Annotated in this window: 13 protein-coding genes; all 13 read right to left on the reverse strand. The window is 42.6% G+C overall.

The genetic code is table 11. The features are described 5' to 3' along the window. Positions 1 to 9 precede the first annotated feature (9 nt). On the reverse strand, positions 10 to 1383 hold the full coding sequence (locus PHU20_RS03830; protein WP_274824017.1) for a sulfatase: 1374 nt from the start codon (positions 1381 to 1383) through the stop codon (positions 10 to 12). A gap of 314 nt (positions 1384 to 1697) precedes the next feature. Further along, positions 1698 to 3332, reverse strand: a complete 1635-nt coding sequence (locus PHU20_RS03835; protein ID WP_274824018.1) for a GH39 family glycosyl hydrolase — start codon at positions 3330 to 3332, stop codon at positions 1698 to 1700. 104 nt (positions 3333 to 3436) lie between these two features. Next, entirely contained in the window at positions 3437 to 4807 is a 1371-nt protein-coding gene (locus tag PHU20_RS03840; protein WP_274824019.1) for a hypothetical protein, read from the reverse strand. A 56-nt stretch (positions 4808 to 4863) separates the two neighbouring features. Next, positions 4864 to 7620 carry a GH116 family glycosyl-hydrolase gene (locus tag PHU20_RS03845; RefSeq protein ID WP_274824020.1) on the reverse strand — a complete coding sequence of 919 codons (2757 nt, stop codon included), beginning with the start codon at positions 7618 to 7620 and terminating at the stop codon, positions 4864 to 4866. Between the two features lie 20 nt (positions 7621 to 7640). Next, on the reverse strand, positions 7641 to 10304 hold the full coding sequence (locus PHU20_RS03850; RefSeq protein ID WP_274824021.1) for a GH116 family glycosyl-hydrolase: 2664 nt from the start codon (positions 10302 to 10304) through the stop codon (positions 7641 to 7643). Positions 10305 to 10327: 23 nt separating this feature from the next. Further along, positions 10328 to 11734 (reverse strand): hypothetical protein, encoded by a 1407-nt coding sequence (locus PHU20_RS03855; RefSeq protein WP_274824022.1) that lies wholly within the window; start codon positions 11732 to 11734, stop codon positions 10328 to 10330. A gap of 11 nt (positions 11735 to 11745) precedes the next feature. Further along, positions 11746 to 13305, reverse strand: coding sequence for a glycosyl hydrolase family 28 protein (locus tag PHU20_RS03860; protein ID WP_274824023.1), 1560 nt, complete (start codon positions 13303 to 13305; stop codon positions 11746 to 11748). Between the two features lie 93 nt (positions 13306 to 13398). Continuing rightward, the gene (locus PHU20_RS03865) at positions 13399 to 16029 is read right to left on the reverse strand and encodes a glycoside hydrolase family 31 protein (RefSeq protein WP_274824024.1); all 2631 of its coding nucleotides are present in this window, start codon (positions 16027 to 16029) and stop codon (positions 13399 to 13401) included. Positions 16030 to 16107: 78 nt separating this feature from the next. Next, positions 16108 to 18075 carry an SGNH/GDSL hydrolase family protein gene (locus PHU20_RS03870; protein ID WP_274824025.1) on the reverse strand — a complete coding sequence of 656 codons (1968 nt, stop codon included), beginning with the start codon at positions 18073 to 18075 and terminating at the stop codon, positions 16108 to 16110. A 111-nt stretch (positions 18076 to 18186) separates the two neighbouring features. Further along, a complete protein-coding gene (locus PHU20_RS03875) occupies positions 18187 to 20562 on the reverse strand; it encodes a glycoside hydrolase family 3 N-terminal domain-containing protein (RefSeq protein WP_274824026.1) in 2376 nt (791 codons plus the stop codon). Between the two features lie 95 nt (positions 20563 to 20657). Then, positions 20658 to 22259, reverse strand: coding sequence for an alpha-L-fucosidase (locus PHU20_RS03880; protein ID WP_274824027.1), 1602 nt, complete (start codon positions 22257 to 22259; stop codon positions 20658 to 20660). Positions 22260 to 22277: 18 nt separating this feature from the next. Beyond that, positions 22278 to 23645, reverse strand: a complete 1368-nt coding sequence (locus PHU20_RS03885; protein WP_274824028.1) for a family 43 glycosylhydrolase — start codon at positions 23643 to 23645, stop codon at positions 22278 to 22280. Positions 23646 to 23657: 12 nt separating this feature from the next. Beyond that, positions 23658 to 26192 carry a glycoside hydrolase family 95 protein gene (locus tag PHU20_RS03890; protein ID WP_274824029.1) on the reverse strand — a complete coding sequence of 845 codons (2535 nt, stop codon included), beginning with the start codon at positions 26190 to 26192 and terminating at the stop codon, positions 23658 to 23660. Positions 26193 to 26202: the final 10 nt, after the last annotated feature.

The raw sequence follows: 26202 nt of genomic DNA on the forward strand, positions 1-26202 counted from the left end.
ATTTTCATTTTATGGTTTCCTATCATAGGCCCTGTCCAACTTCGCCTCCAATTGGTCGTTAAATTTGCTGACCAACTCTGGGTTCCCAGCGGCGATATTCTGGATTTCGGATGGGTCCTCTCGATGATCATAGAGTTCAACTTCCCCAGTACTATGTTGTATAAAACGATAGTTATCCGTTCTTAGGGTCGTTGCTTCTGAAGTATAAGCCACTGCCGAATGTCCTTTTGCTTGTGGATTTTGAATGTTCGATACAAGTGAACTGCCGTGTAAATATTCAGGTTTAGGGAGTTCAGTCAACTCGCACAACGTCGGGAAAATATCCAGGGATTCCACGATCGCATTACTTTGTTTTCCGGGATTTCCCATTTGGGGATCATAAACGATAAGCGGTGAACGAAGCGATTCTTCGAACAGACTGTGTTTGCCCCAAATAGCATGTTCGCCCAAATGCCATCCATGATCCCCCCATAAAACGACTACGGTATTTTTATCGGCACCGGTTTCTTTTAATTTCTTTAGAATATCCCCAACATGTTTGTCCGCATAACTTACACATGCGGCATAGTACTTCTTCAGTTCCAAAGCAAACTCCTTATCTTCCCTTGGATCTTTACCCCAACGATCATAAGCCATAAATTCGTTGGAACCATGCCAAGTTGTTTTCCCTTTGGGTTTTTCAGGGTGTAACGGTAAAGGAATGGTAACCCCATCATAGCGCTCCAGGTACTTTTTTGGAACCCCAAACGGCAAATGGGGTTTAATAAGGCCGATGGCCAAAAAGAAGGGTTCCCTTCCTGACGCCAATTCTTCGAGTTGTTTTAGTCCTTCCTCGGCAATAAGGCCATCTGGATAACTTGTGTCCTTATCGTCCACCGTCTCCAAGACATCCCGTTGACCGGGCTTCCTTACTTTTCCATACGATAGACCATGCATTGCACCCCGGGGTGTTTCCCATGCACCAACCGGCATTAAATGCCTATCCCAAGCGTTGGGCATTTCAGGTAGGGTATCATTGTCCCAGTCGACTCCCCCACGCCCTCCTGGATGATGGGACACCTTGCCTACCGATACCGTGGTATACCCATTTTTACGAAACCATTCGGGCATACTGGGCATGACTTGATATGGGTTCTTGGCCATATCCATTGCACGGGAAAATAAGGCCTGGTTGGAATGCTGCCTATATTGCACCCCATATTGCCCTGTAAGCATGGTATAACGGGAAGGCCCACAACTAGGTGCACTTACATAATGACGGGAAAAAGGACGTCCTATGGATGCCAAATGATCTATATTGGGGGACTTCACATAAGAAGCACCAAAGGAATTCAGTTCAGGGCGTAGATCATCGATACAGATAAGCAGTACATTCTTTCTCACCCTTTCCCCTATTTGTGTTTTATCACCTTTCCCACCGTTGCAGGCTGTGAGAATAAACATAAATACAAAGGACAGATTCTGAACCCTGATGCTTATCATTTTTATTGTTTGGCTTTATAAAAACTTCTTAGCCCTAAAATTAAACGTCATCCTTAAATTAAAATATAAACTATGGTTCAAGTTCGATAACTATAAAGTCATGTAAAGGAAGTCCTATAACAAAAAGAACCTTGATGGCTTAATAACCATCAAGGTTCAAAAAAAATCATCGGTGTGATCGACCTGATGCGATAATAGGTTGTGGTGCCGTCGACTTAATTGACCTGTTCAATCAAAACCAAACTCCACGGAGAAAGCACCCTATCTATTTTCAACATTCCTTTTTCATCGGCAGTAAGTATTTCGGTCTTTAAATTTTCAGCGTATTGCTTCATCACTTTGATCTGTTCACGTGTCGGGGGTTCAGGTTTTCCCATTTTTTCCCAGTAATCGTAAATGTTACCGTGATCTTTATCCAAGGTTTCCAACTTAAATTGGGTACCTGGTTTTAAATCGGTCAGTTGCATGGTTAACCGGCGTAATGAACCTTTCTCGAATTTATCTATCTTTTTAATACTTGAAGGTACTGCATTGTATTGGTCTTCCGGATAATTATAGGCCAAAGCCACGACTTTACCATCACCTGATTTACGGCTCACGAATACATAATCGTTCTTAAACAACTTTTCATCACCTAACTGGTGTAGCATTCGGTAAGCATGATACGATGGCTTTACCAATCCTTGGTAGTTGATCATACCAAAACCACCGTGAAAGATGCTTTCTCCGCCTCCCTTTTCCTCAAAAATATCAGTAAACGTCCAAAAGGCCAAAGAGTTTGCCAATCCAATACAGTCTAAATTCACTTTGGCAATATATGCTGCAGGTGGTAAAAAATCGTGCATGGCATCGCGACTGTTCGGACTCGTATTCCATTCGGTTAAATGAATTTCGGCATTTGGATAGGCACTATTTTCAATCACTTTGTTTAGCCATTCCATATCATCCTTTGTAGAATTCACGTAGCGTGAAAAGTCCTTTCCTTTTCCTGTGGTAGGATTGAAAGGATAATCGGTTGGATACGGATGTGTCGATACAAAATCCACCGGCAATTTCTCTTTTTCACAATACTTCAAAAAGTCTTCTATCCAAGAGCCTTTCCATTGCAAATCGTTGATATTATCCGCTGTAAACGTAATCAAATCCCCATCCCTACTTTCCACTTCACCATCGTACCTTCCATCTGCCACGAAGTTACTGCTGGAAGGACCTCCTACCTTTAAACGCTTATCTACAGCGCGTACGGCCAACACCGATTGTTTGTACAGTTCAAAATATTGCGACTTGGTGCCATCGAAAAATCCATAATGCAGATTCGGCTCGTTCCAAACCTCAAAATACCATGTAAGCACCTCATCAATACCGTATCGGTCTACACAGTGTTGTGTAAAGGCCTTTACCAAATTATGCCATTCATCGAATTTGGATTCGTCCGGGGTAATATTCGCTTTCCACCAAAACTGGGTCTTGCTGTTTTCGGCAGCCAATGGTTTTGGAAAAAATGCCAGTTCCACAAAGGGCCGTACATTTAAATCGAGCATTCTATCGAATAGATCATCGATGTATTGCCAATTGTAGGTGTACGTGCCGTTTTTTTCAAAAACCGGGAACATATCGTCATGGAAGATGCCATGAAAACGCACATATTCAAACCCACAGTTTTGTTGGACTTTTTCCAATTGCTCCAACCATCCCGCGCGTAACCCTTCGTTGGCACGCCCAGCCCCAACACTTTTGCTCCAGAAGTGCTCGAACTGTTCCCCTTTTTCTTTTGAACTCACTGAAATGCCCTGTGATACACCCACTTTTACCTGTGTCAACAGTAGTGTAAGTACTAATATTCTTTTCATATCCCGTATTTATGGTTTTAAATTGCTTGTTATATTAAACTATATTCATTGCCAATAGCAAAGACGTGTTTGAATTGCAAACACATAAAAGATCCCTGATCATTTCAATTTTTTACTATCTCGTTATCAATTCCCTTATCGGTAAACTCCCCATTCGTTTTGACCTTACATAAACTTGAAACCGAATTAAGCTCCACGGGCATCCCCGTTAAGTTTGTTAAAACCACCCCCGAAGTAGGCGTTGTTCCCAATGGTGAAAAACCATTATTCGCTGACGGACGGGTTGATCCGATTTTTATGGGATGTATTTGTCTTCTTGCCATGTTCCTATATTTCGTTAAAGTGATGTTGTGGTTATTGCCGGCAATACACGCCAAGGCATGTACCGTGGTTTTGGATTCTGTGGGCAGTAACTCCATTTCTATATCTGAAGCCAAACCTTTATTCACATGAAGTAAAGGACCATTTACCACATCCCCTCGACTATTTTCAACTTTGACACCTGTAAGGTTAAACCCCACTTCGCACCCAATGGCTTCACTGTCCTTAATCAAAACGTCGTCTGTAATCTTTCCGAAAGCAAAACCGATGCGCGTATTTTTCGCTTTACAGTTTACCGCGGTAACCGCTCCTGTTTTAATGCCCTTTACCCCGCCTTTTCCATACATACGAAAACCACATTCATTTAAAGACTTTGTATAGCCTGGAGTGATTTTTCTTTTGCCTTCATAATTTTGATATACCGCTGCAAAATGCCCTTCATAAGCAGGTCCCGAAACCTCTGCAAGCATATCATCCGTAGTTCTGGTCACCCCTTCGGCATAACAATTTTCAAAAAGCACATTTCTTCCTCCCTGTACAAAAAACAAATGTCCGAAGGCTTTGGAATAAATGGAGCAATCAACAATTGTATCGTTAAGCCCTTCTATACACATTCCACTATGTTTTTTCAATGGTACCAAAGCGCCGCCCCCTTTTCCCAACAAATCACCATAACCATATGGGGAAGAACCACTTATACTCAAGGTTACTTTTTCTATGATAGCACCATCTCCTGCAATCGTAAAAGAGTGGCCTCCTTTAAACGTCGGATGGTTCCCAATATCCGTAACCGTTAAGCCTTTGATATGAACGTTTTTTCCTGACACATAAAATTCACTCACGCGTGCTTCAAAAACACTTAAAAGTTTGGTGTTTACCTCTATGGTTACGCCTGTCAAATCAAAAACATTGTTATTCCCTGAGAACTCGATCATGGCATACCTACCTATCCCATCCGGTTTGGTATTTCGAATAACCCCAGCAGTGAGATATTCCTCCATTTGATACACTCCGGGTACCATGATAATGGTGTTACCGCTTTCCGCAGCGTATGTTGCCAGTTCCTGTAATGATCTGATTTTTATTTCCTCAGCGTTTATTGCATTGCTGATCAACAGAAATCCTAATATTAAATACCTTGCTATTGTTTTCAATTTTGTACTATTTGATTAAAATCCATTTTTGTCAGTTGTAATTAGGTCCGCTCCCATTAACTAAATTCAAACCTTAACTTCGATCCTTCATCAAAGCTTAAATCAGTAGTAAATTGAACAACATAATTATTGGATGCTTCTTTAAATGAAGAACCAACCTTATTTCCATTCAGTTCAACCTTAACGTCCTTTGCAGCTACCCCTTCTACTTTATCCAACGTAAACTCCTTTAACATTAACTTTCCATAACGCAAGTCAATTTCAGCAGTAAGCATATCCGCATCTATTTTTTGGACAAACTGCCCCCAACCCTCTGCAGTTGTAAAAGCTGCTTTAAAATCATCCTGTTGCATACGTGGCCCAAAAGCCAGTTTACCTTCTGGACCGTTGTACCGATAACCACACATCGCCATAAAGGCACTATAACTTGCCATCGCCCGAGCGTAATGATCCCCACATTCCACTTCGTTATAGGGATTACGGTGCTGTGGTTGATAACGATCGCTGATAGCTTTACCAATAGCCAATCCTTTTTCCAACATGCCTTCCCAAATCATATGCGCTGATACTTGCCATTCGAATCCTGACATGCACTCATTATAATAGCGATGAAAACTTGTTTTTTGGGCATTCTCCTTTCCAAAAGGCCATGTGCACATTACCAATCCGGCATCACCTTCGGCAGCAAACCAACGACCTTTTGGATGATCTTTTCTAAATTCTCCGACATTCGGGGAAAAGTTATAGGTCCAAAGCGACTCCAACGCTTTACGAACCTTCTCTCTGGGCAAAACAGGATCTAGTCCAAGATTATACAACCAAAATTCCCCAAGAACCTGATCTATATGGCATCCCGTTGTTGAGCCTCGTGTTTTTTCGGGTTCTAATTCCGGAATATGGATAAAGTACCCGAACTCTTCTTTCCACATTACATCTACCATGGCAGTGGCACCTTTGGTCACGAGTGTTTCATACCGCGCAGCCACCTCTGGTTCTTCCATCTGTTTCGCCATGACTGCCGATGCTTTAAGAGCCGCATGGTACATATTCGTTAACCAGTGTACTTTCCCAAACCAGTTTCCATCCAGAGTATTATGCTGAGCCCCCGTCATTACCCCATCTTCATCCTTATCCCAAGTTTCGATAACATAATCCATAGCGCGTTTGGTGCGTTCCCAGATACCTTCTAGAAAACTGTAATCCGTTGTCATTTGGCTTTCGCGAAGCACTCTAAGAATGGTGCCACATTGCCCATCAGGAGCTTCATTGAACTCCTTTGTGGAACAACGAAAATTCATGGCACCTGTATCGGCTTTAAGGTTTAAATCAAACTCTACTTGTTCCCTACATTCTCGTTCAATGACCGGGAACAAACGTGCCAATCCTTGAGCGTAATGCCATACATGGGTACAATTACCCTCACAACAGGCAACGCCTTCATCCAAGCCATATCTGTTATCCTGCATAGCCAAGCGTTTAGCCAGTTGTGTTTGCATACAATTTACAGGAATAAAGGTTCGTTCCAAAAACCAATACGGCAAGGTAGAATCGTACCATGAATCCACCCATTTTTGGGTATCGCTTCTAAGTTCTTTTTCTTTTAGTGCTACAATATTTGCAGATGCACTCGCCTTTGGCCACTGGGTAGCGTAGTAATCTATATCTCTCGTCCATGCTGTTTTTCCAAAACCCGTAACGAATCTTGCATTTGGGAAACGCCAAGACAATGTAAAGGTAACGGTTGTACGTTCTCCGGGCTTAAGTTTTACCCTACGGCCTAATGATGCGTATGCCTTGTCACTAAAAGGGCGCTCTTTTATTTTTCCAGTTTTTTTATTTGGTTTTTTGGCTTCAAATAAATTTTTCGCTCCGGATTGGGAACGCATGACATCTACAAAATCAGGTTTCCCATCTCCCAATAATCCTAATGCTACCGCGCCAAAATCATTGGCATGATGGAATGGTATTTTGTTTTCTTCATTGTCATCATCCAAAGACTCCGTCCAACACTCTACAACCGATAACCCTTCCAATTCTTGGTACTGACTTAAACGTACGCCGTTGCTATTTTCCTTTCCCGTTCTATAATTGGAAAAATTTTCAATCCAACCGGCAATAGCGATATCCTGTTCTTCAGTCGAAGTGTTTATAATGGTGTAACGCATTACTGTAACCGGATAACTGGAACCGTCCCTATTCAGCGGAATGAATGGTGTATAGGCTTCTAGTTGGACCTTTACCGGACAATCGGCATCTGAATAGCGTACATCACCCATCGGATACTTATTCGTAAATACGATATCTTGAAAGCCACTGGAATCCAACCTGAAAACACGTTTTTCTTTACCCGAGCCCACTTGCAAAGCAAATCCTTGGTCTATTGGACTGTAAGGCGTAACCGGTTTCATATATTTGTGGCCAGCCCCCATCTCTTTCCATACGTCGTCTGGTTCGCCATCCAAATTCCAGCACCAAAGTCTTCCATCCCCTCCTAAATAAATCTGGCCTGTACCGATGCCATTTATGGGCATTCCAATGTATTTCAAATCTTCGCCAGTTGCATTGAGCGCCTCTCCTCTTGCGTATAGACTCGCCATCCATTCTTTGGTGAGCTTTTTATCTTTGGGAATACCATGTTGAAAATCTTCCTGACTAAATGGTCCTGCCATAAGTTTTACTGGCCCGACAGCAAACATAGCTGCCGATAAACTTGCTTTTTTAATAAAACTTCTTCGGCCATTCGTTACAGGTTGTTTTGGTTCGCAACAACTAGAAGTTGGGCAACAGCTATTTTGAATGAGTTTTTTATCCATGGTATAGAAAAATTGCTTTGTTAATTAGAAATGACAAATGTTTCGGTATCGCCTTTTTTTAAGATCTTTTCACTTTTGAACGATAGACTTCCAAAGTCTTTAAGCTTTATTGACTTTAAAGACAGTTCGCCGCTAAGCACCATAAATGTTATGGATTTACTTTTGCCATCGTCATTAATACCTACGGTCCCATACTGATTTCCATTCGACCAAAAATAATTTCCCGGAGTTGCTGTAAACTGAATGGATTTCTCAATAGCTGAATAATGAAAACGGGAAAGTGCAATGACTGCTCCCCAACTTGCCATGGCTCTGGCATAATTGTTTCCACATTCGGCTTCGTTAAACGGGTTGCGTTTTAAACCATCGTAGCGGTCTCTGATGTTTTTAATGGTGGTAATGGCATCTTCGGTTTGTCCTTCGTAGAGCATTCCTACGGCAGCAGTGTATTCAAACCCCGTCATAGCCTCTGTGAAATAAGGAAACGGATACAATGGTCGTTCTCCTGGATAGCTTGCCATAACCAATGATTTTTCATCACCCAACACAAACGAACGCATATTGTTAAAACCTGAGCTACTATCGTCCCTCGAGTTATATTTTATAATACTTTTTAAGGTTGTTTTTACATTTTCTTCATTAGTGAGGTAACCCAATCCGGAAATGTGGGCGAGATATTGCCCTACCAATTGATCTACCAAACAACCCTTACCCAATTGATAAGCAGGATTTTCTAGATCTTTAGATTCTAAACCTTTAAGCAATGGTGCAGCAACCTCGTCGCGACTTTTTGGAGGTTGGATGATATGGATGTAGTATTCTCCATTAAAAAGATTTTCATCCATCCACTTGCTCCCCTTTTTAAAAAGGGCATTACAGGTTTTTGCGAATTTTTTATCACCTGAAAAATTCGCCATTTCTTCTGCAGCTCGAAGCGCTCCTAAATACCAAAATCCCATTTGTGGGTTTGGACCAAAATACTGCACATCCATAGTATTGTGCTGGCAACCATCCATCACGCCATCTTTATTTGCATCCCAACCACCTTCTATCCAACAGAATTCCATGGCTTTTTTTACGTTTGGCCAAAGTTTTTTCAGCAGTTCGTTATCACCACTCAACTGCCAATCTCTATATATTTTCATGATAGCTCCCAATTGACCATCGGCAGCAGGTCTATCAAAATCATTCGCACGTTCCAATGGTAAATTCACACGAAAACTCATCATGCCTTTGTCATCGGTAGCATGAGCAAATTCTATCTCTCGCATAGAACGAGCTAACTCTCCAAACAAAAATGGTGTTGCCTGTTCGTAATTCCATACATGTGTACAGTTTCCATGGCAAACGCCTTTGGTATCGCTTGTGCCTTCCCATCCGTAGAAGTTTCCATCAGCAGTCCTGAAACAGGTTTGGGTACGAAGGGTTGAAGTATTAAACAGTGCAGCCTCTTTTACTACATTTGGTAAATCGCTGTTTACAAAAGCATTTACAAAGGCTTTTGTTTTACTTTCAAGGTTTGGTAATTGTGGCATTGTTTTTTCAACCACATCCCAAGCATCTTTGTACTGGGTAGTGTAATAGTTAGTTAACATATTACTCAATCCATCATCGGCGGGTGTCCACGTTTCCCGATTAGGAAAATGCCATGTAAGATAAAAAGTTACTTCACGACTCGTATTTGCTGGCACCGATACTTCTACAGCCATAGAAGCCATAGGTCTATCTTCTCCATTATGTTCTCTATTATCTAAACGACCATCAACACTATAATCATCCCAAAAATCTAAACGTGAATTTCCCCAAACTTCTTTTCCCCAAGACGTACGGTAGGTAACATTTTCGTTACTTGAAGTTGATAAAGCCATGGTTCCCCAAGCTTCGGAATCTTTGTCTACACCCTCAGAACTCATATAAATACCTTGGGCATTTTTATCTTTTCTGAAAACATTTTTATTTTCTTTAGCTCCTACAGGAATTAAGGCATTTCCTCTTCCATTGGGTTCGCGTACAGAACCATCTTCACCAATAAAATTTGGCATATTAGCACAAACGGATGCAAACACTGCTTTATTTGTAGTATTTGTTAACTCATAGGTAATGACTGCAATGGGAATTCCACTTGCGTTGGCATCACCTGGTATTAAGGGGTTGAATGCTTTAATACGAACATCAAGCGGCACTTTTTTATCAGAAAGCAATACTTGTCCGAAAGGATAAGCTGCCTTGAAATTACAAGATTCAAAACGAGGAAAGCCATGATTTACTGCAGTACCGCCAAAGGCGCCTTCATAAAGTGAAAAATCTAAGGGTCCTTCTAATACTCGTGTATCTTTTTTACCATCGGCAGTTTGTGTAAACAAGGCAAAAAATGGCCCAATATACCTTAGTTTTTCACTGGTTGGAATATAACCTTTGGCGGCTGTATTCATGATTTCCCAATCGCGAAGATCGCCTCTTCCTCCCAGGGCAACTGTACCCGTACCAATGCCTCCAATGGGCATTGCTATTTTAGCTATGTGATTTTGATCGTAGGCTGTCAATACAGGCCATTCATTAGACTTTGATGGCTCTGTTTGTTCCACAATGTTGTGAACGGTATCTTTTGCATCTTTAACACTTTGTGCTTTTACTGATGATACTAATACTGCAATAATTAAGAGTAGACTAACTTTTAGCTTCATAACCTTTATCTTATTGTGTCTTCTTAACGCTTGGTTCTGTTACCTTCATTTACTACATTTTCAGAATTGGTAGCTTCACGTACGTTTCCAATACTTTTTACTTTTAAATGCCCCGTACCTTTAAACTTGATCACTTCTGCTGAAGTTTGATTATCCAAAGTAATATCGGTAGCATGCATTTTCGCATTTTCATTGAAATTGCCATAGCCTTCCCATACCGACAACTTGATTGCCATAGTATCCGGGATATATTCCGAATTATCGGTTTTAATTACTACCGTATGCCCTGTTCCGTTTATTTTTGCCAATAAATCATTGGCCATTCCATTTCTACTATCCAGAATGGTCATTTCTACACGAGCATTTTTAGCATTGGTATAAGGAATACAAAACGCTTCGCCATATTTAGCATCGGCACTACAATTGATCAAAACGTCTTCATTTCCAACATTATAGCCTGTTGCCACACAGTCGCGTACCACGCAGTCAATGACCTTATCCCCTGACGTGCTCAACCCCGTACAAATTCCTCTTCGCATTTGGGTAACCGTACAGCCTTTAACGGTGGTGTTTAGCGTTTTATGTCCATTATATTCTGGGTACATACGTATGCCGTCCTCGCTAAGGGAGATGATTTCGCCTGGCAAAATTTTACCGTCTTCGGCCACTATGGTGCCTTCTATATAATTGCCCTTACCTGCATAAAATTTCTTATCGAACCCATACCCAGATGTTTCGGCAAGCATGGCATCGGTAGTTCGAAGGAGTCCATCGACCTGACAGTTTTCAATCAACGTATTTTCTGCGCCTTGTAAAAAGATGGCATGCCCCATGGCTCTCATATGGACTTTACAACCTAGAAGTTTTACATTTTTTGCCGGATATCCTATGCGAATACCATTCATCTTCCGCACATCGTTGCCCCCTAGTCCGTATAAATACCCATACCCCCAAGGACTTGAACCTGTTGTTCGCACCTCAACATCCTTTAAGGTCACATTTTCCCCAACAAGGTTGAAAATTTTGTTTTTGCTCTGTCTGCCTGGGGTATCGCCATAAGTTTCAATGTATAAGCCTTCCAAGGTTACGTTTTTCCCAGATATTTCGATGGCACAATACATGCTATTACCGTCATCACTTTTAATTAAATCCGGACGACTGAACAGTTTGGTATCTACCATAAACCTAGCCCCTCTCATATCGAAATAGGAATCATTCCCGGTAATTTCGATAAACCTGATTTTTTCGGCCGAATCGATTTGATAGTTCCCTTCCTTCAGCTTTACGTTTACGTTATCTCGATCCAGATAACTTTTAAATTCGGATAGTGTATTTACCTCAATTATTGTTTTCTTATTGTCTGTCGATTGTGCTCGACATGAAAAAAACAACAACAAAACTGAAAGCACAATAAGCGTTTGTTTAATCATTTTTGTAGTTATTATTTAAATTTAACGTCTTCCACAAACTCATTTTTGGTCACTTGATCAGCGGTTACGGGTTTACCGTCCAATAGCACATTTTCAAAAACCACCCCTTCAATCGTATGGCTTTCATCAAAGCCGACCAACTCCATACTTGCATGATCGCGGATGATATAAGGTTTCCAATCCGTACCATCCTGAAAGCCGGTCAAAGTGGTATCAATAGGTGCTGAAATTGCCTGAATATCCTTGAAAACAACATTACGGACGTTTCCACGCTCCTCAGTTTCTGTCCATCTTGTTTTTCCTATCCAACACGAGATCAATCTACGCGCTTCTTCGATTCTTATATTATCAAATGTGACATCACTTATCACGGCATCATCACAATGATAGACTCTTAATGCAGTTTCACGCCCCACATCATGGATGACATCGCAATCTTCGAAAAGCACATTGCTTACATTTTCCTGGATTTCGGCCCCGATACTGAGGGAGTGCGCCAATTCATTCCACACCACACATTTGCGGGTATGTATATTCCGCACTTCGCCCTTTCCTTTAAATGATTTAATGACTACGGCATCATCCAGGGTGCGCATAAAACAATTTTCCACCAATACATCGCGACTATTGGAAATATCCACCCCATCGGAATTTCCCCGCCAGCCGATTATTTTGATATTGTCGACATGGATATTATCGGATGCCTGTAGGGGTACGGTCCAATGGCTGGGATCGAGAATGGTAACTCCCTCAATGGAAATGTTTTCAGAATGTTGGGCAAAGATGGTGTAGCGTCTCTTTCGTTTCGGAATGGCCGATTGATCGATAATTCCCCTTCCGCGAACAGTTATATTCGACCCCTCCAAAAAGAAGGTCGGGGGCGTTTTGTTATGTCCGATCAACTTTTCGATCTCTTTTTCATTTTTGTCGACCACACTTCTCAAATAAGCACCTCCGGCAATATAAACCGTGGTACTGTCTGCAACCCTAACGTGGGTAACATCATGGATCCCCGGCCCAAAATACATTACATTGGGATCGTTCGGATCGGGAACATCAACTTCCATGGGGTTGGCAAATATGTGCAGTGACTCATGCCAATCCCCATTGAACTCAAGGGTCAGATTTCCGGGTTCCACAATCGAGAAAACCACCTTATTCCCTTCTATCTTAGGCTCGATACCGAAAGAAGACGGTAAGATTTTTACCGAATCAAGGGGTTCAGGATAGGTAACCGTTAGTTGCACGACCTCCTTCCCCATATCAAAGGAAGCCAAGGAAGCATAGCCATATTCCGACCGTGAATGGTTGAGACGTGGAATAGGACTTTTGGGAGGGATCTTCGTCTTGTAAACCGGAACACCCTGCCCTTCCACTTCTACGGCATAGATTTCTGAAAGCGCTATGCCATCGGGTGCAGCATAAATCTTAACCTTGGCTGTCTCTTGTTTGCAGGATGTGATTAGCAGTACCGCCAAAAACATCATGAGACCTGGCAATGACACTTTCTTATGAACGGCATTTTGATCCTTAAATCCTGAATATTGATTTTGTTTTATTCTTGCTGACATAGCTATTTGGTTTTCTTATTGGTTTTTAGTTTCCAGTACTTAAATGATTGCTTCAAAATCGCGTAGTGGATATTGTCATGGAATTTCGTTTTCTTATAGGTTTATGCTCATGTCCGTACCGTTATAAAGGACGCTTTCTGTTTTGCCCCCAATGACTTCGATAACCAAATCCGTAGGGTTATCCTTGAAATGGATAAAATCATCCTTACCATTCGCGATTTCAAGTGTTTTATCGGCTTCGGAATAATGTAGCTTAAGTTCTGAATATTCCCCTTTTTCGTAGTCATAGGATTCGCTATCATCAAAATAAAGGGTGTATTCAGCATCTTTACCGGGATATATTTTCAATCGTAGGGGTTCATCGGTTTCTTCTGTGGCATATTGCACTTTGGGGCCAAACGGAATGATACTTCCTGCCTTTACATACAGGGGTGTTTCATCAAGTTCCGCTTTTACCGTACTGCTTTTTCCGCCCTCTATTTTTTCATTGGTCCAGAAATCATACCATTCGCCTTGTGGGAAATACATTTTCTTTTCACGTTTTTGGTATTCGGTCACAATACCGACCATAATGGATTCCCCAAAAAACAATTGGTCCTTGATCCCCCAGGTGTTCTTGTCATTGGGATATTGATAGGCTAACGGACTCATCAACAGCGCACCTTCGTTAGTCACCTGCCTAGCTTCAGAATAGATATAAGACATCAATTGATATCTTAAATCGATGAACTTCCGGGCCGTATTTTCAAACTCCTGGCCATACCTCCAAATTTCAGTTTCGGACACGTAACCGTGGATACGGAAAATAGGGCTGAAGGTTCCGAACTGGAACCAACGGGTCAATAATTCTATGAATTCCGGATTCGTATATTGGCTATCAAAGCTAGGGTTAATAGACTTTGAATCCCTGAAAAAACCTCCGATATCGTGGGTCCAATACGGTACCCCCGCCATGGTAAAATTAAGTCCGGCCGGAATCTGTTCTGAAAGTTGCTCCCAAGAAGCCTCCACATCACCAGACCATGAAGTGGCTCCATAGCGTTGTTGTCCGGAATAGGCAGAACGGGTCAGGTTAAAAACACGTTCGTTGGGAAATTCCGCCCTTCTTCCCTCGTACATCGCTTTGGTCACCAATAGTGAATAGGGGTTTTGAACTTTTGCATAAGGTCCGACAGCGGTATTGACTTTTGTATCCCGAACCCCTTCCGGTTCTGTTCCATCCAACCAAATAGCGCTTACCCCTTTGTGAAACATAGAATCACTTAACATACGGTAAAACCGTTCGCTAACCCCTTCATCATAAATATCCACATAGTTGCTACTTTTGATTTTTTTTAGGTCGTACTTCGCTTCCAAACGCTCGTTCTTTACCTCCGGCCACACAGAAACCATTAACTTCAAGTTCAACGCTTTTAACTCATCAACCATGGCATCCGGGTCTGGATATTTAGCTTTATCCCACTCAGGACCTTTGGTTTTCTTTGGCCAATAAAACCAGTCTTGTACGATATTATCAAAAGGAATTTTCCTATTCCGCATCTCATGGGCATTCGCCAATAATTCTTCTTGGTTATGGTATCGTTCACGACATTGCCAAAAACCATAAGCACTTTTGGGAAACATAGGTGCTTTTCCGGTTAAGTTTTGGTATTGTGAAATGACTTCTGCCGGGTTATCTCCCCGCACCAAATAATAATCTATGGCATTCCCTGCCGTACTACTAAAAACGGTTTTGTTGTAATCGGGCTCGTTATAGAATAATTTTCCAGGTATTTTAGCCCCTGTATTCTGGAACACCACTTTATATTCCTTTCCTGCTTCCAAATATTTTTTGCCCGAATATCTTCGCGGCATCCATATGGTGGAGTAGTTGATAATATCATCCCCATCTATGGTCACGCTGATTTCCCCTCGCATACGACCATTGTTATCGCTTAGGGCCATAAAGGTATATTCACCTGTCTTAGTGGGCGTAAAAGTTGTTTCCCGGATGTTTTTCGCGGCCTCTTCCTTTGAAATATGAGCTGCTACATCTTCCTTTTCGCCATTTACGACAATTTCCTTAGTGTTGTTTTTGGTCTGAACATTGCCCAATGAAGCGAACTGGATCTCATTTTGAGGAGTATTGAAATCCGTTAGACTGTAATTATGCCAGTAGATACCATATCCTTTGGTGGAAACCAAGAATGGAATCGCGATCTCTTGATTGTATTGTTGTAGTCGCATGGGGACGTTTCTCCAATTCATGATACCACTTTGATATTGGCCTAAGCCATATAAGGCTTCATCATCGGCTACAAAGGCTTGGGAAACGGTATGCCCATCTTCATTATTCGGTTCAATAAAGGTCAATTCATTGGTCTCTGACAGAAGGTTCGTATCCTCCTTGGAAGTATACTCGATCCTACCATCGCTATGGACCAAGACTTTTAATGCCTCTGTACGTATGGTTATGCGATCTTCGCTTTCGTATAAATCCCAAGCAACATTTTGGGGCTCCAAGATGGTAACATAATCCGGAAGGGTTGATTCCTGCGTACCTTGTATCTCTTTTCTAACATGAATAATGGCTTCATCAACTATCTCGATATTGATTATCAGGCTATCTTGATGAATCGTTACGGCATGCTCTGATTTTTCAACGTTATACTTGAATTTTGATTGACAGCCTACTGCCAAGAAAACTAGTACAACAATACTTAGGGTCGATGTATATCTTACCATAGTTAATTTATTTTTTAGTTTTAAAATGCTTTTTTTCATTGAGGGTCTGTTTATTTTTTTGAGTATGCTATACTGCTCCTATGGTTTATTTACATATATATACCGTATGCGACATGCATTTCCGTTACTTTGCTCATCTTTTTCATTGGTTGTTTTCAACTCCAATCGGTGCTTTTTCCCCGTTAACCCACTGGCTAATGTGTAATACCATGGCAGGTGATGCGACGTACTCCATGGGGTAAATAGATTCAATCTCTGCCACTTCCCCCTATCGATCCGGTATTCAATAATTCCGGCATCTGGCCCAGCCGCAATTGCAATTCCGACGGCATTACCTTCAAAAGTCAGTTGTAAAGTGCTTCCTGGCGATTCATTGATTAACATAGGCACATTCACATAATTGGGACGAACCCTTTTGCCGTCAATAGGATTCCAATTGGGATCGATCTTCCATCCCTTTTTTAGTTTGATATCGGAGACATCGATCAAAACACCATTCGCGTATGCAAAAACATCCAAAGGGTTTGGTAAGGCATGCACTTTTATCTTATCATCATTGTCAATATGTCCCGCAAACGCCTTATCAAGAAACTGAAGCATTGACCGGGCATAAACCCCTTGACCAAAAGGTGATGGATGAAGGTTTTCAAAGTCCTCTTCCCAGTTAAACTCGCCATGATCGATTCTTTCGGTGACTTCTTTTGCCAAGTTGATGGTCGGAATATTATAATGTTCTGCCACCCGATTATGGTTTTTTATCACCTCAGGCACTTTCCCGGCACGGTAGGTCTTCATTTTATCCGGATCTACAAAATGCATCATCACGATATCCATCATCGGGTTGGATTTGAGTAGATGTCTGACAATACCTTCCATTCCCCTTATTTGCTCTGTTTCGGTTCGTTTATTGGTGGCATCGTTTACAGCCGCCTCTTCAAATAACAAATCGATTTTCCCTTTTGACAACACATCCCTTTCCAATCTAAATGCAGCTGGTGTGGTTCCCATAGAAGGGATTCCGGCCGCAATGAACTCAAATTCGGTTTCAGGGAATCTGGTTTTCAAATACGCATAAATACTATCACGCCAACCGCCATTATGTGTAATCGACCCACCAAGAAAAGCAACGCGACCTTTTTTATTACGCTCAAACTGAATCCTGCTATTATGAAGGCCATTTCCCATCCGATGGAATTTTGAAGCATCCAACAATTTATTTTCAGTACTATGCCTCATGATAAAATCAACCACCATTTTCGGATCATCAATATCATAATGGTGCCCATTGGATTTTTGGACACCTGAACTACAAGGTGATACCGTTGCAGTCCCCCCTACATGGATGTAATTTTGAACGAGTAATAATGAATTCTCATCTGGGGGTACAACCCCATCTTTTAAACTAACGGTATGTAGAATCTGCACACCTGCTTTAGCCAGTGCATCCAAATTATCGATTGGGTTGTTTGTATAGGCTTTGGCTTCTGCATCTGAAACGAATCCGTATTCGGTCTTTAACACTTGCCATTCCTTTTTACTTCCTTTGCTTGCTCCAAAACCTCCGGGCCAACTTTTAAAATCGCATACTACCGCATCTCCATAAATACAAGCAACCTTTTCAGCGTTTTGTTTCGCCCAGTTGTAGATGAACAATCCTCCCCGACTATGCCCATGTAAAGCGACCTTGTCCTGCAACCCATAAGTCGTTGTTAGGTAATCGTAAAAACCATTCCAAACTTCTACCGCTTTAGGGCTACCAAATTGGTTATTGGTATTTACATAAGCGATATGAAAACCTTTAGTCAGGAGTACACTGTCTATTTCGGCATGATAATCGGGAAAACGGGCCCGCCATAACCATGGATTTCCGGGTAAAGGTTTTTCCGGACGCGTAAGATGTGCTTCCTTACCATCAAACATGAAATTTATACGTTCAAATCCTTTCCATGTGCCTACAGCCACTTCGTCAACGGTGGATTGCCCATAGCCCATTGATAAAGTGGAAAATATTGTAAAAAGAAATATATATACGTTTTTGTACTTCATGTAATTTTCATTTTTGGTGACTTAATTATTCCGTTCGAAAATACCTTTAATACTATTGTTCACCAATTCGTTTATTCTTTGATGGCATCGAAACATCGTTGACAACCCTGATCATTGTGCCACATAGCTTTCCGAGAAAAATATGTTCCTACCCGCCAGTTGCACATCATCCCCTTTTAATTGGACCATACCCTCTAATCGTATATCCACACAGGAAGCCCCTATTTTAAACTTGTATTTTCCTGCTTCCACCACCCAGTTCCCTTCTATATATTGCATCAATTGTTGGGGCGAGACTTTAAATCCAATGGTTTTCTTTTCGCCTGCTTTTAAATCTACCCGCTTAAAACCCTTCAACTGAATGGGGTCCATGGTAGAGGACCCTTCAACCGGTGATACGTATAATTGTACGATCTCAGCACCGTCCATCGCCCCAGTATTCTCAACGGTACAGGAAACTTCGAAAAAGGGATCATTACCATTGACTGTTGCCGGCATACTGAAATCGGAATACTCATAGGTAGTATAGGAAAGTCCATAACCGAACGGATATTGGGGCTGCACATCAACATAGCCCTTTTGGTAGTTTAATTCCTCCTCCGAATCATCTTTGGGATAGCTTACACAGAGTTTTGCCGAGGGATTTACATCGCCAACCAAGATATCCGCAAGGGCATTACCGGCTTCTTCTCCTGGGAACCACGCCTGGATTATCGCTGCACATTTGTCTTCAAACTTGTCGACCAACTGCTGCCTTCCTCCCGTAATGACCAAAATAACAGGCCTACCTGTTTCAATGAGCTGCTCTACAAACTGTTCTTGTTCACCTGGTAACCGAATTCCTTCGCGCTCCCGGTTTTCCCCACACAGGTAGGTATTCTCTCCCACTGCCGCAATAATCACATCACTCTTTTTGGCCATAGCCAAGGCCCTGTCCATATCGGGTTGGGCCACCCTACCCAGAATGTTCTTCTTAGCCGTACCCAGTTCACCATCTCCGTAACTATTCGGGTCTATTACCGTACCTATTGGTTCTGTCCAATCACACCCCCGTTCATTATGGATATTGACCTTATCTCCCAATTTATTTTCCAGACCTTCAACAATACTGACGATTTTTGGGGAATTGGGATCGAATGTTTGTCCCCAGAAATACGTGATCATCGATTGGTACGTATAGTCCCCTAGCAAACAAAACACATTATCCGAGTTGGGTCCAAGTAATGCGATATCCTTTATCTCATCCACTTTCAATGGCAGGATTCCATTGTTTTTCAGTAGTACGATTGCCTGGGTGGCTGCTTCATAAGCCAGTTTTCGATTGGTGGGTGGATCAAAATCCAAATCCCCATCCACACCAAAAACAGGGTTTGGATCCAAAAGGCCCAACTTTTCTTTCATGATCAAGGAACGCTTTACGGCCGTATTGATAACATCCAATGAAATCAGGGAATCCTTAAGTGCTTCCGGTAAAAACCCATAGGCATTGGGTAGGGGGAATTCAAGGTCGTTCCCCGCTTTCAAGGCCATCACCCCCGCTTCTTTTAAAGAACCTGCCTGCCCATATTTATCATAAACATGGTCTATGGAATGGTAATCACTTACCGCAATCCCATCAAAACCCAGTTTATTACGGAGGATTCCGTTGAGCAACTCCGGGTTGGCCACATCAGCGACCCCGTTATAGGCGGCATAGGAGGGCATCACACTTTTAACATTGGCAACTTTAAATGCTGCCTCATGGGGCATAAGGTAATCTTCAAAAAAATCTTTTTCATGGGTGGTATTAGCGCCATAGCCAGCAAAGTGTTTGGTTGTTGCGGCAATACCCGTCCTAAAATCATCACCTTGCAAGCCTTTTACAAAGGCCACGCCCATTGTAGCGGTTAAATAAGGGTCTTCACCATAGCTCTCTTCGATTCTGGGCCAATGGGCCGTACGTATAACATCGAGCATGGGCGATAGGGCATAATTTGCACCGGCAGCTTTCATATTTTTTCGGGTAGAAAGGGCATTCCTGGTCACCATTTCAGGATTCCATGAGCAGGCCACCCCGATTTGCTGTGGGAATGTCGTTGCCCCTTTGGTGGAAAATCCCGTAATGGCCTCTTCGTGAAAAACAGCTGGAATCTTCAATCTGGTTTCGGTCATGAGATACTGTTGGATCTCCCGTACAAAATCGCGCAATTCTTCCGGCTCCATGGTAAATGAAGAGGAGAACTGACACAAATGTCCTATACCATCGGGTATTTTTTCGCGACATTTTTCAAGTGATAATTTGCCATCTTCCAAGAGTTCGGTGGGTCTGATCCCTTCTATTTGTGCAATCCTCTCCTCAAGGGTCATGGTTGCTATGATCGAATCAATACGAACATCGGTTTCCGGTGTAGAAAAAGGTTCGGGTGTTGCTATGAATATTGATGCTTGTTTTGTCTCGCTACAAGCGAATAACAAAACGGATAAAAACGCTAGTCCTACTTTTCTCATTATTAAATGTATTAGTGCCATACTTTAAACCAACATGATCCACAATATTGAAAACAATACTTCAAAACCAACGACACATGATGCATTATTTATTCTTATAGTGCTCCTTTCAACTCAAAGACCAATGCATACGTATTCGGCCTTTGTGCCGGTATGTTAAGCATCAAATAATCACTCGTTTGGTCAAATTGGATTTTTTCATCACTTCCGATTAACTTTAAAGACTTGATTTTATTTGGATTATACCCTGAATTAAATCCTAATGTTGGTAGTTGGATCTTTCCTTCTTCCGGATTAAGGACAAAAACATACAATGCATCCCCCCTTGTTGTAAACCGAACTTCGTCGTTCCCATATGGAGGGCTGTCCTTTGTTCGGTTATTGAACTGTTTGCTTCTCTTCTTTTTGAGGGCTATAAGATCGGTATTGGCCAAATTGGAAGCATTGGAAACCTCCTCAAGGCCAGAGAAAAAATTATCGCCATATACTTTCCAGGGCTTACTGGCATAAATCGCTTCGCCATTCAACTTAAGCCAGGCACCGAATTCATCCAAAATGACTTTATGGTCGGGAGGAATGGTCCCATCGGGCAATAGTTCGACATTGAGCATAAAGTTGCCGTTTTTACTCACGACATCGATCAATAATTCTATGGTACTTCTTGCATCATGGCGGGAAGGATCGTCTTTTTTATAAAACCAATGGGTATACGAACAAATGCTCTGCCAAGGTTCGGGGTTGATCTTGAGCTCTACGCCCTGCTCTATGTCATTTACCACTCCGGGATCCCCATCTGGAATTTTTCCCGTGATAACCGCATTGATTTTTCCGTTTTTATTTAAGTTATGATTATAAAATGCCCGGAAAGCTTCCTTGCCATACTCCCCATAAGGAAAACCACAACCATCGAACCACATAAAATCCACTTCATATTGCGTAAGGAGGTCTTTCATCCTACGCAACCAGTTTTGCTTCCATGACTCCTTCCATTCAAGTGTTCTTTTCTCAGGAGGTAGTCCATACAATACGGCGGGATCAAGACCTTCCCACCATGTACCTACACCTTCCGCTTTGGTCAGGTACCCATCGTACGGAACACCTTTATAATCCCCATTGGCATCGGAACCAAAGGCTGGGAGTCCCCATTCAAAAAAACGTTCGTTATGGGTACTTACCCCAAAGGGAACGCCGTATTTTCTCGCAGAGCTACAAAACTCCCCGATAATATCGCGTTTGGGTCCAACCATCACCGAATTCCATTCATGATGCACTGAATTCCAATTGTCGAAATTATCGTGATGATGCGCCAGTGCCATAAAATATTTAGCTCCAAGATCTCTTGTGAAATAGCGTAAAAGGCTATCTGTATCGAGCTTCTCGGCCTTCCATTCATGAATCACATCCTTATATCCAACTTCCGAAGGGTGTCCAAACCTCTTCAGGTGATACGGATAGGCATTCTTTCCAAAGGTTTCCTTGCCTACATCTTGCATATACAAATGCCGGGCATACCACCCCCCTCCATATTCGGGTACGGTTTGAGCCCCCCAATGCACCCAAATGCCGAATCGAGCTTCGGGAAACCAATCGGGAACTTCATATTGACTACCAATTTCTTCCCAGGTAAGTTCTTTCTCCTGCGAATAACCACCAAATCCCATTAAGATCAGTAGACCTATGATCGTATAAATCTTCATAATCGTAATTTTCTGTCCTTAATCATCAAAAACCTGTTCCAATTTTATATAATCGATTGCCAAATCCCCCTGTGAGGGCTTCCAATTTCTTTTGAATATTCGTACCAGGTTATCACCCTCCTTTAACTCAACAATCCCAAAATCAATTTCACGGAAGACATCGGATTGTGGAAAAACAAATTCTCGATACTGGTGGCTATTGATCAATATATCGTGGTTCGATGCGCCCTTGGGGGAAGCATAGCGTACAATAAAACGATATTTTGCGTGTTTTGCCACCTGTGCGAGTATGGAAACATGATCGTAGGGGTTATCAAAATTGGTAACATATCCTTTACCACTGTACCCTTCTATCCATGTATCCACAATCACATTGTACAATTCCCCTCCTGCGGCAAAGCCATTCTCGGCTTCCAGAAGGAGGGTGGTTTTGGTACGTTTTGCATTCCCCAAGCCTTTTTTTGAAGGAACGATCGGAATGATATCCCCGTTTTTGTCATATTCAAGATAATCTGCCATCACCGACCGGGTTTCACTTAAACCACCGGAAAGCCATGCACTGTGATAGAACATGATATCCTTCCCCTTATAGGTGACCGTACCTCCGTGGTTGGTACCACTCTGCCCTTCAAAATCGTCGATGAACACGTCTTTGAATTCATAGGGTCCCAACGGTTTATCGGCTACGGCATAAAACATTTTTTCGGGCCATCTGCGGGGCGTTAAGCCGGGATAAGTCAAATAATACTTCCCTTGGTACTTATGCACCCACGGACCTTCGAAAACATGGGTCAATTGGGAGGTCAAATCTACAAAGGTCTCCGGTTTAATCGACATAAGGTCCTCATTCAATTCTGCGGCGAAACATTTACGGTCGTGTCCCCAAAACAGGTATGGGGTACCATCATCATCTATAAAAAGTGCAGGGTCTTGACCAAATTCCACCCCTTTAACATATCCGAGATCGGTAAATGGCCCTTCGGGGACATCACTTCGCGCAATACCCGTTCTAAAGAGTCCGATCCCCGCTTCTTTCATACAATAAATAAGGTAATATTTTCCCCGGTAATAGGCGGCATCCATGGCCCAAGCATGACTCTCTGCCCACTCCACATTCTCCAAATGCAAAATACGCCCGTGGTCTGTCCAGTTTACCAAATCGGTAGTGGAAAATGCATGGTACCCGGTCATTCCATAATGGTTATTGGAACCGGGTTCATCATGGGAGGTATATACCCATAGGCGATCGTCATTCGGCCAAACATGGGGAGAGGGGTCGGCCGTAAACACATGCGTGAAAATCGGATTTTGCGCATGCGTTGTGATCATGAATAACCCCATGATCAAATAGCTGATGATTTCCCTTTTCCTAATTAGTGATTCCATAATCATATCCTTTTATTTTTTTACCAAAACTATGGTTTGTCCTGCTTGGGTCGCCACATCATACAGGTACGTATCCTTTACCTCAAACCCCTTTAAATGGGCTTCTTCCGAAATGATCGGCGCTTTGATCTTTGGAACTTGATAAAATGGGTTTACATTGTTTCCTTCGGCACTTTCCAATATCTTTCCATCGTCGAAATCAAGTTCAGTGTAGGAACGGATCCTACAAATGCCTCCTAAATTCGATTTTATCACCGCTTTAACTACTTCTCCGTCTTTCCATTCCAGGGATTCCAATTCGAATCCCCCACGTGCGCGCAATCCGGTAACCTTCCCATCTTGCCATACATCGGGTAAGGCAGGGATCAAATGAATGGCCCCATCATGACTTTGCAGCAACATTTCCGTTAAACCGGAAGTAAATCCAAAATTACCATCAATTTGGAACGGAGGGTGGGCATCCAGCATGTTGGCGTAGGTACCTCCTCCTTTTGAGCCCGGCCTGCCCACCAATTTAATCTGGTCGGTCATCATTTTATAGGCATGGTTGCCATCCAACAAACGCGCCCATTGGTTGATCTTCCAGTTCATACTCCAACCCGTTGAAGGGTCGCCGCGGTAAATCAATACGTTTCTTGTGGCTTCTGCCAATTCCGGTGTACGGAAAGGCGAAAATTGATTGGAGGGGTGCATGGCGTATAAATGGGAAATATGACGGTGTTTGTCATCCGGACTGTCCCAGTCATTGATCCATTCCTGAATTTGGGCATGCCGACCAATTTGGGTAGGGGCCAATTGAGGAAGGGTGGCTTCGATTTTTCGTATGAGTTTCGCATCGGTGTCCAATACTTTTGCCGCTGCTAACGTTTTCGTCAACATATCAAAAATCAATTGATTGTCCATGGTGGTTGCATAGGCAATGTTCACCATGTTGGGCATATGGGCCGGCCGATTTTCAGGAGATGTCGATGGCGTAAAAACCAACCACCCATGATCCGGTTCCGGCGTTAAAAAGCTTAGGCAAAACTCAGCAGATCCTTTTAAGGCCGGATATACCTCTTGCAAATAGTCCATATCGCCATTATACAGGTACTTTTCCCACAAATGCTGGCTCAGCCACAACCCACCACTTGGCCACATGCCCCAAGTGGCACCGTCTACCGGACCGCAAATACGCCATAAATCGGTATTGTGATGACATACCCAACCTTCGGCCCCGTACATGACTTTTGCGGTTTCCTGACCGGCTACTGATAGTTCCTTAACCATTTCAATCAATGGCTCATGCATCTCGGTTAAATTAGTTGCCTCCGCAGGCCAATAATTCATTTCGGTATTTATATTTACGGTGTAGGCACTTTTCCAAGGTGGGAAAAGTTCGTTTGCCCATATCCCTTGCAGGTTGGCTGCCTGCCCACCGGGCCGGGAAGAACAAATCAACAGGTAACGGCCATATTGAAAATAAAGGGCGGCCAAAGCGGGGTCGTTGGCCTGGCTAAACCGTTGAATGCGCACATCGGTTGGATGGTCGATTTCATCGGTTTTGCCCAAATCGAGACTGACCCGGTTAAAATAGCTTTGAAAATAAGCCGAATGCCCTGCCTTTAACCGCTGGTAGTCTTTTCGTTCGGCATTGGCCATAAAGGCTATAGCGCGCTTATGCGCATTGCCACTGACATCCCGATAGTTGACAAAATTGGTCGCTATGGAAAGGTACATGATAACACTGTTCGCCCCTTCAACGCTTAAACTGTTTTCCGAAGCCGTCAAAGTCCCCCCCTCGGGGACGATTTTCAATCTGGATTCGAACCTCACCTTGCCTTCAATGGGGTGCGCATCCTCGGGGGTCCGTTTACTTTTCCGATCGGAGCCCTTCCCGGTCATCACCAAAACATCATCATTTTCGGTACCTACCTCAACCACTGCGGGTTCAGGGCGATCCATCGTAGCTTTGAAACTGATTTTACCTTTTCCATTGGCCGTTAATTTCATGACAATTACATCATCGGGAAAAGAAGTGAAAATTTCACGTCGATATTCTACACCATCAACTGTGTATTTTGTGGTATTGATGGCATTTTCAATATCCAACTCACGGTAATAGTTTGAGTACTTCCCATGATTTGCAAAATCCAACCGTAAATTCCCAACGGTTTCATAGGGCATCCCATGCGATGTTTTCGAGATGATCTTGGCATTGGCCAAGTCATGAGCCTCTTTGTAATTTCCGTCAAACAGCAGTTGGCGTATTTCGGTCAAAATTCCCTTGGCTTCCGGATTGTCATTTCGATGGGGGCCTCCTGCCCAAAGTGTACTTTCATTCAATTGAATATTTTCATTTACAGGATTACCGAAAACCATGGCACCCAAACGGCCGTTGCCCAAGGGTAAAGCCTCATTCCAATTGGCAGCGGGAGCATCGTACCAGAGTTTCAAATCAGAGGCCTGATTTGGTGTGGTTTGCGCATTGCCCACACGTGAAACCAATACACATAGGCATAGCGAAAGCAAGGTAAAACCGAATGGGTAAATTGTTTTGTTCATCATATCCACTACT

It is taken from the genome of Maribacter polysaccharolyticus (genome assembly GCF_028882255.1).
In the GTDB taxonomy this organism is placed as follows: domain Bacteria; phylum Bacteroidota; class Bacteroidia; order Flavobacteriales; family Flavobacteriaceae; genus Maribacter_A; species Maribacter_A polysaccharolyticus.

Bases quoted from the DNA above. Each gene is read 5' to 3' on its own strand.
- PHU20_RS03890 (WP_274824029.1), bottom strand. From the start codon at position 26,192: ATGATGAACAAAACAATTTACCCATTCGGTTTTACCTTGCTTTCGCTA.
- PHU20_RS03835 (WP_274824018.1), bottom strand. From the start codon at position 3,332: ATGAAAAGAATATTAGTACTTACACTACTGTTGACACAGGTAAAAGTG.
- PHU20_RS03855 (WP_274824022.1), bottom strand. From the start codon at position 11,734: ATGATTAAACAAACGCTTATTGTGCTTTCAGTTTTGTTGTTGTTTTTT.
- PHU20_RS03845 (WP_274824020.1), bottom strand. From the start codon at position 7,620: ATGGATAAAAAACTCATTCAAAATAGCTGTTGCCCAACTTCTAGTTGT.
- PHU20_RS03875 (WP_274824026.1), bottom strand. From the start codon at position 20,562: ATGAGAAAAGTAGGACTAGCGTTTTTATCCGTTTTGTTATTCGCTTGT.
- PHU20_RS03870 (WP_274824025.1), bottom strand. From the start codon at position 18,075: ATGAAGTACAAAAACGTATATATATTTCTTTTTACAATATTTTCCACT.
- PHU20_RS03885 (WP_274824028.1), bottom strand. From the start codon at position 23,645: ATGGAATCACTAATTAGGAAAAGGGAAATCATCAGCTATTTGATCATG.
- PHU20_RS03860 (WP_274824023.1), bottom strand. From the start codon at position 13,305: ATGTCAGCAAGAATAAAACAAAATCAATATTCAGGATTTAAGGATCAA.
- PHU20_RS03865 (WP_274824024.1), bottom strand. From the start codon at position 16,029: ATGGTAAGATATACATCGACCCTAAGTATTGTTGTACTAGTTTTCTTG.
- PHU20_RS03880 (WP_274824027.1), bottom strand. From the start codon at position 22,259: ATGAAGATTTATACGATCATAGGTCTACTGATCTTAATGGGATTTGGT.
- PHU20_RS03850 (WP_274824021.1), bottom strand. From the start codon at position 10,304: ATGAAGCTAAAAGTTAGTCTACTCTTAATTATTGCAGTATTAGTATCA.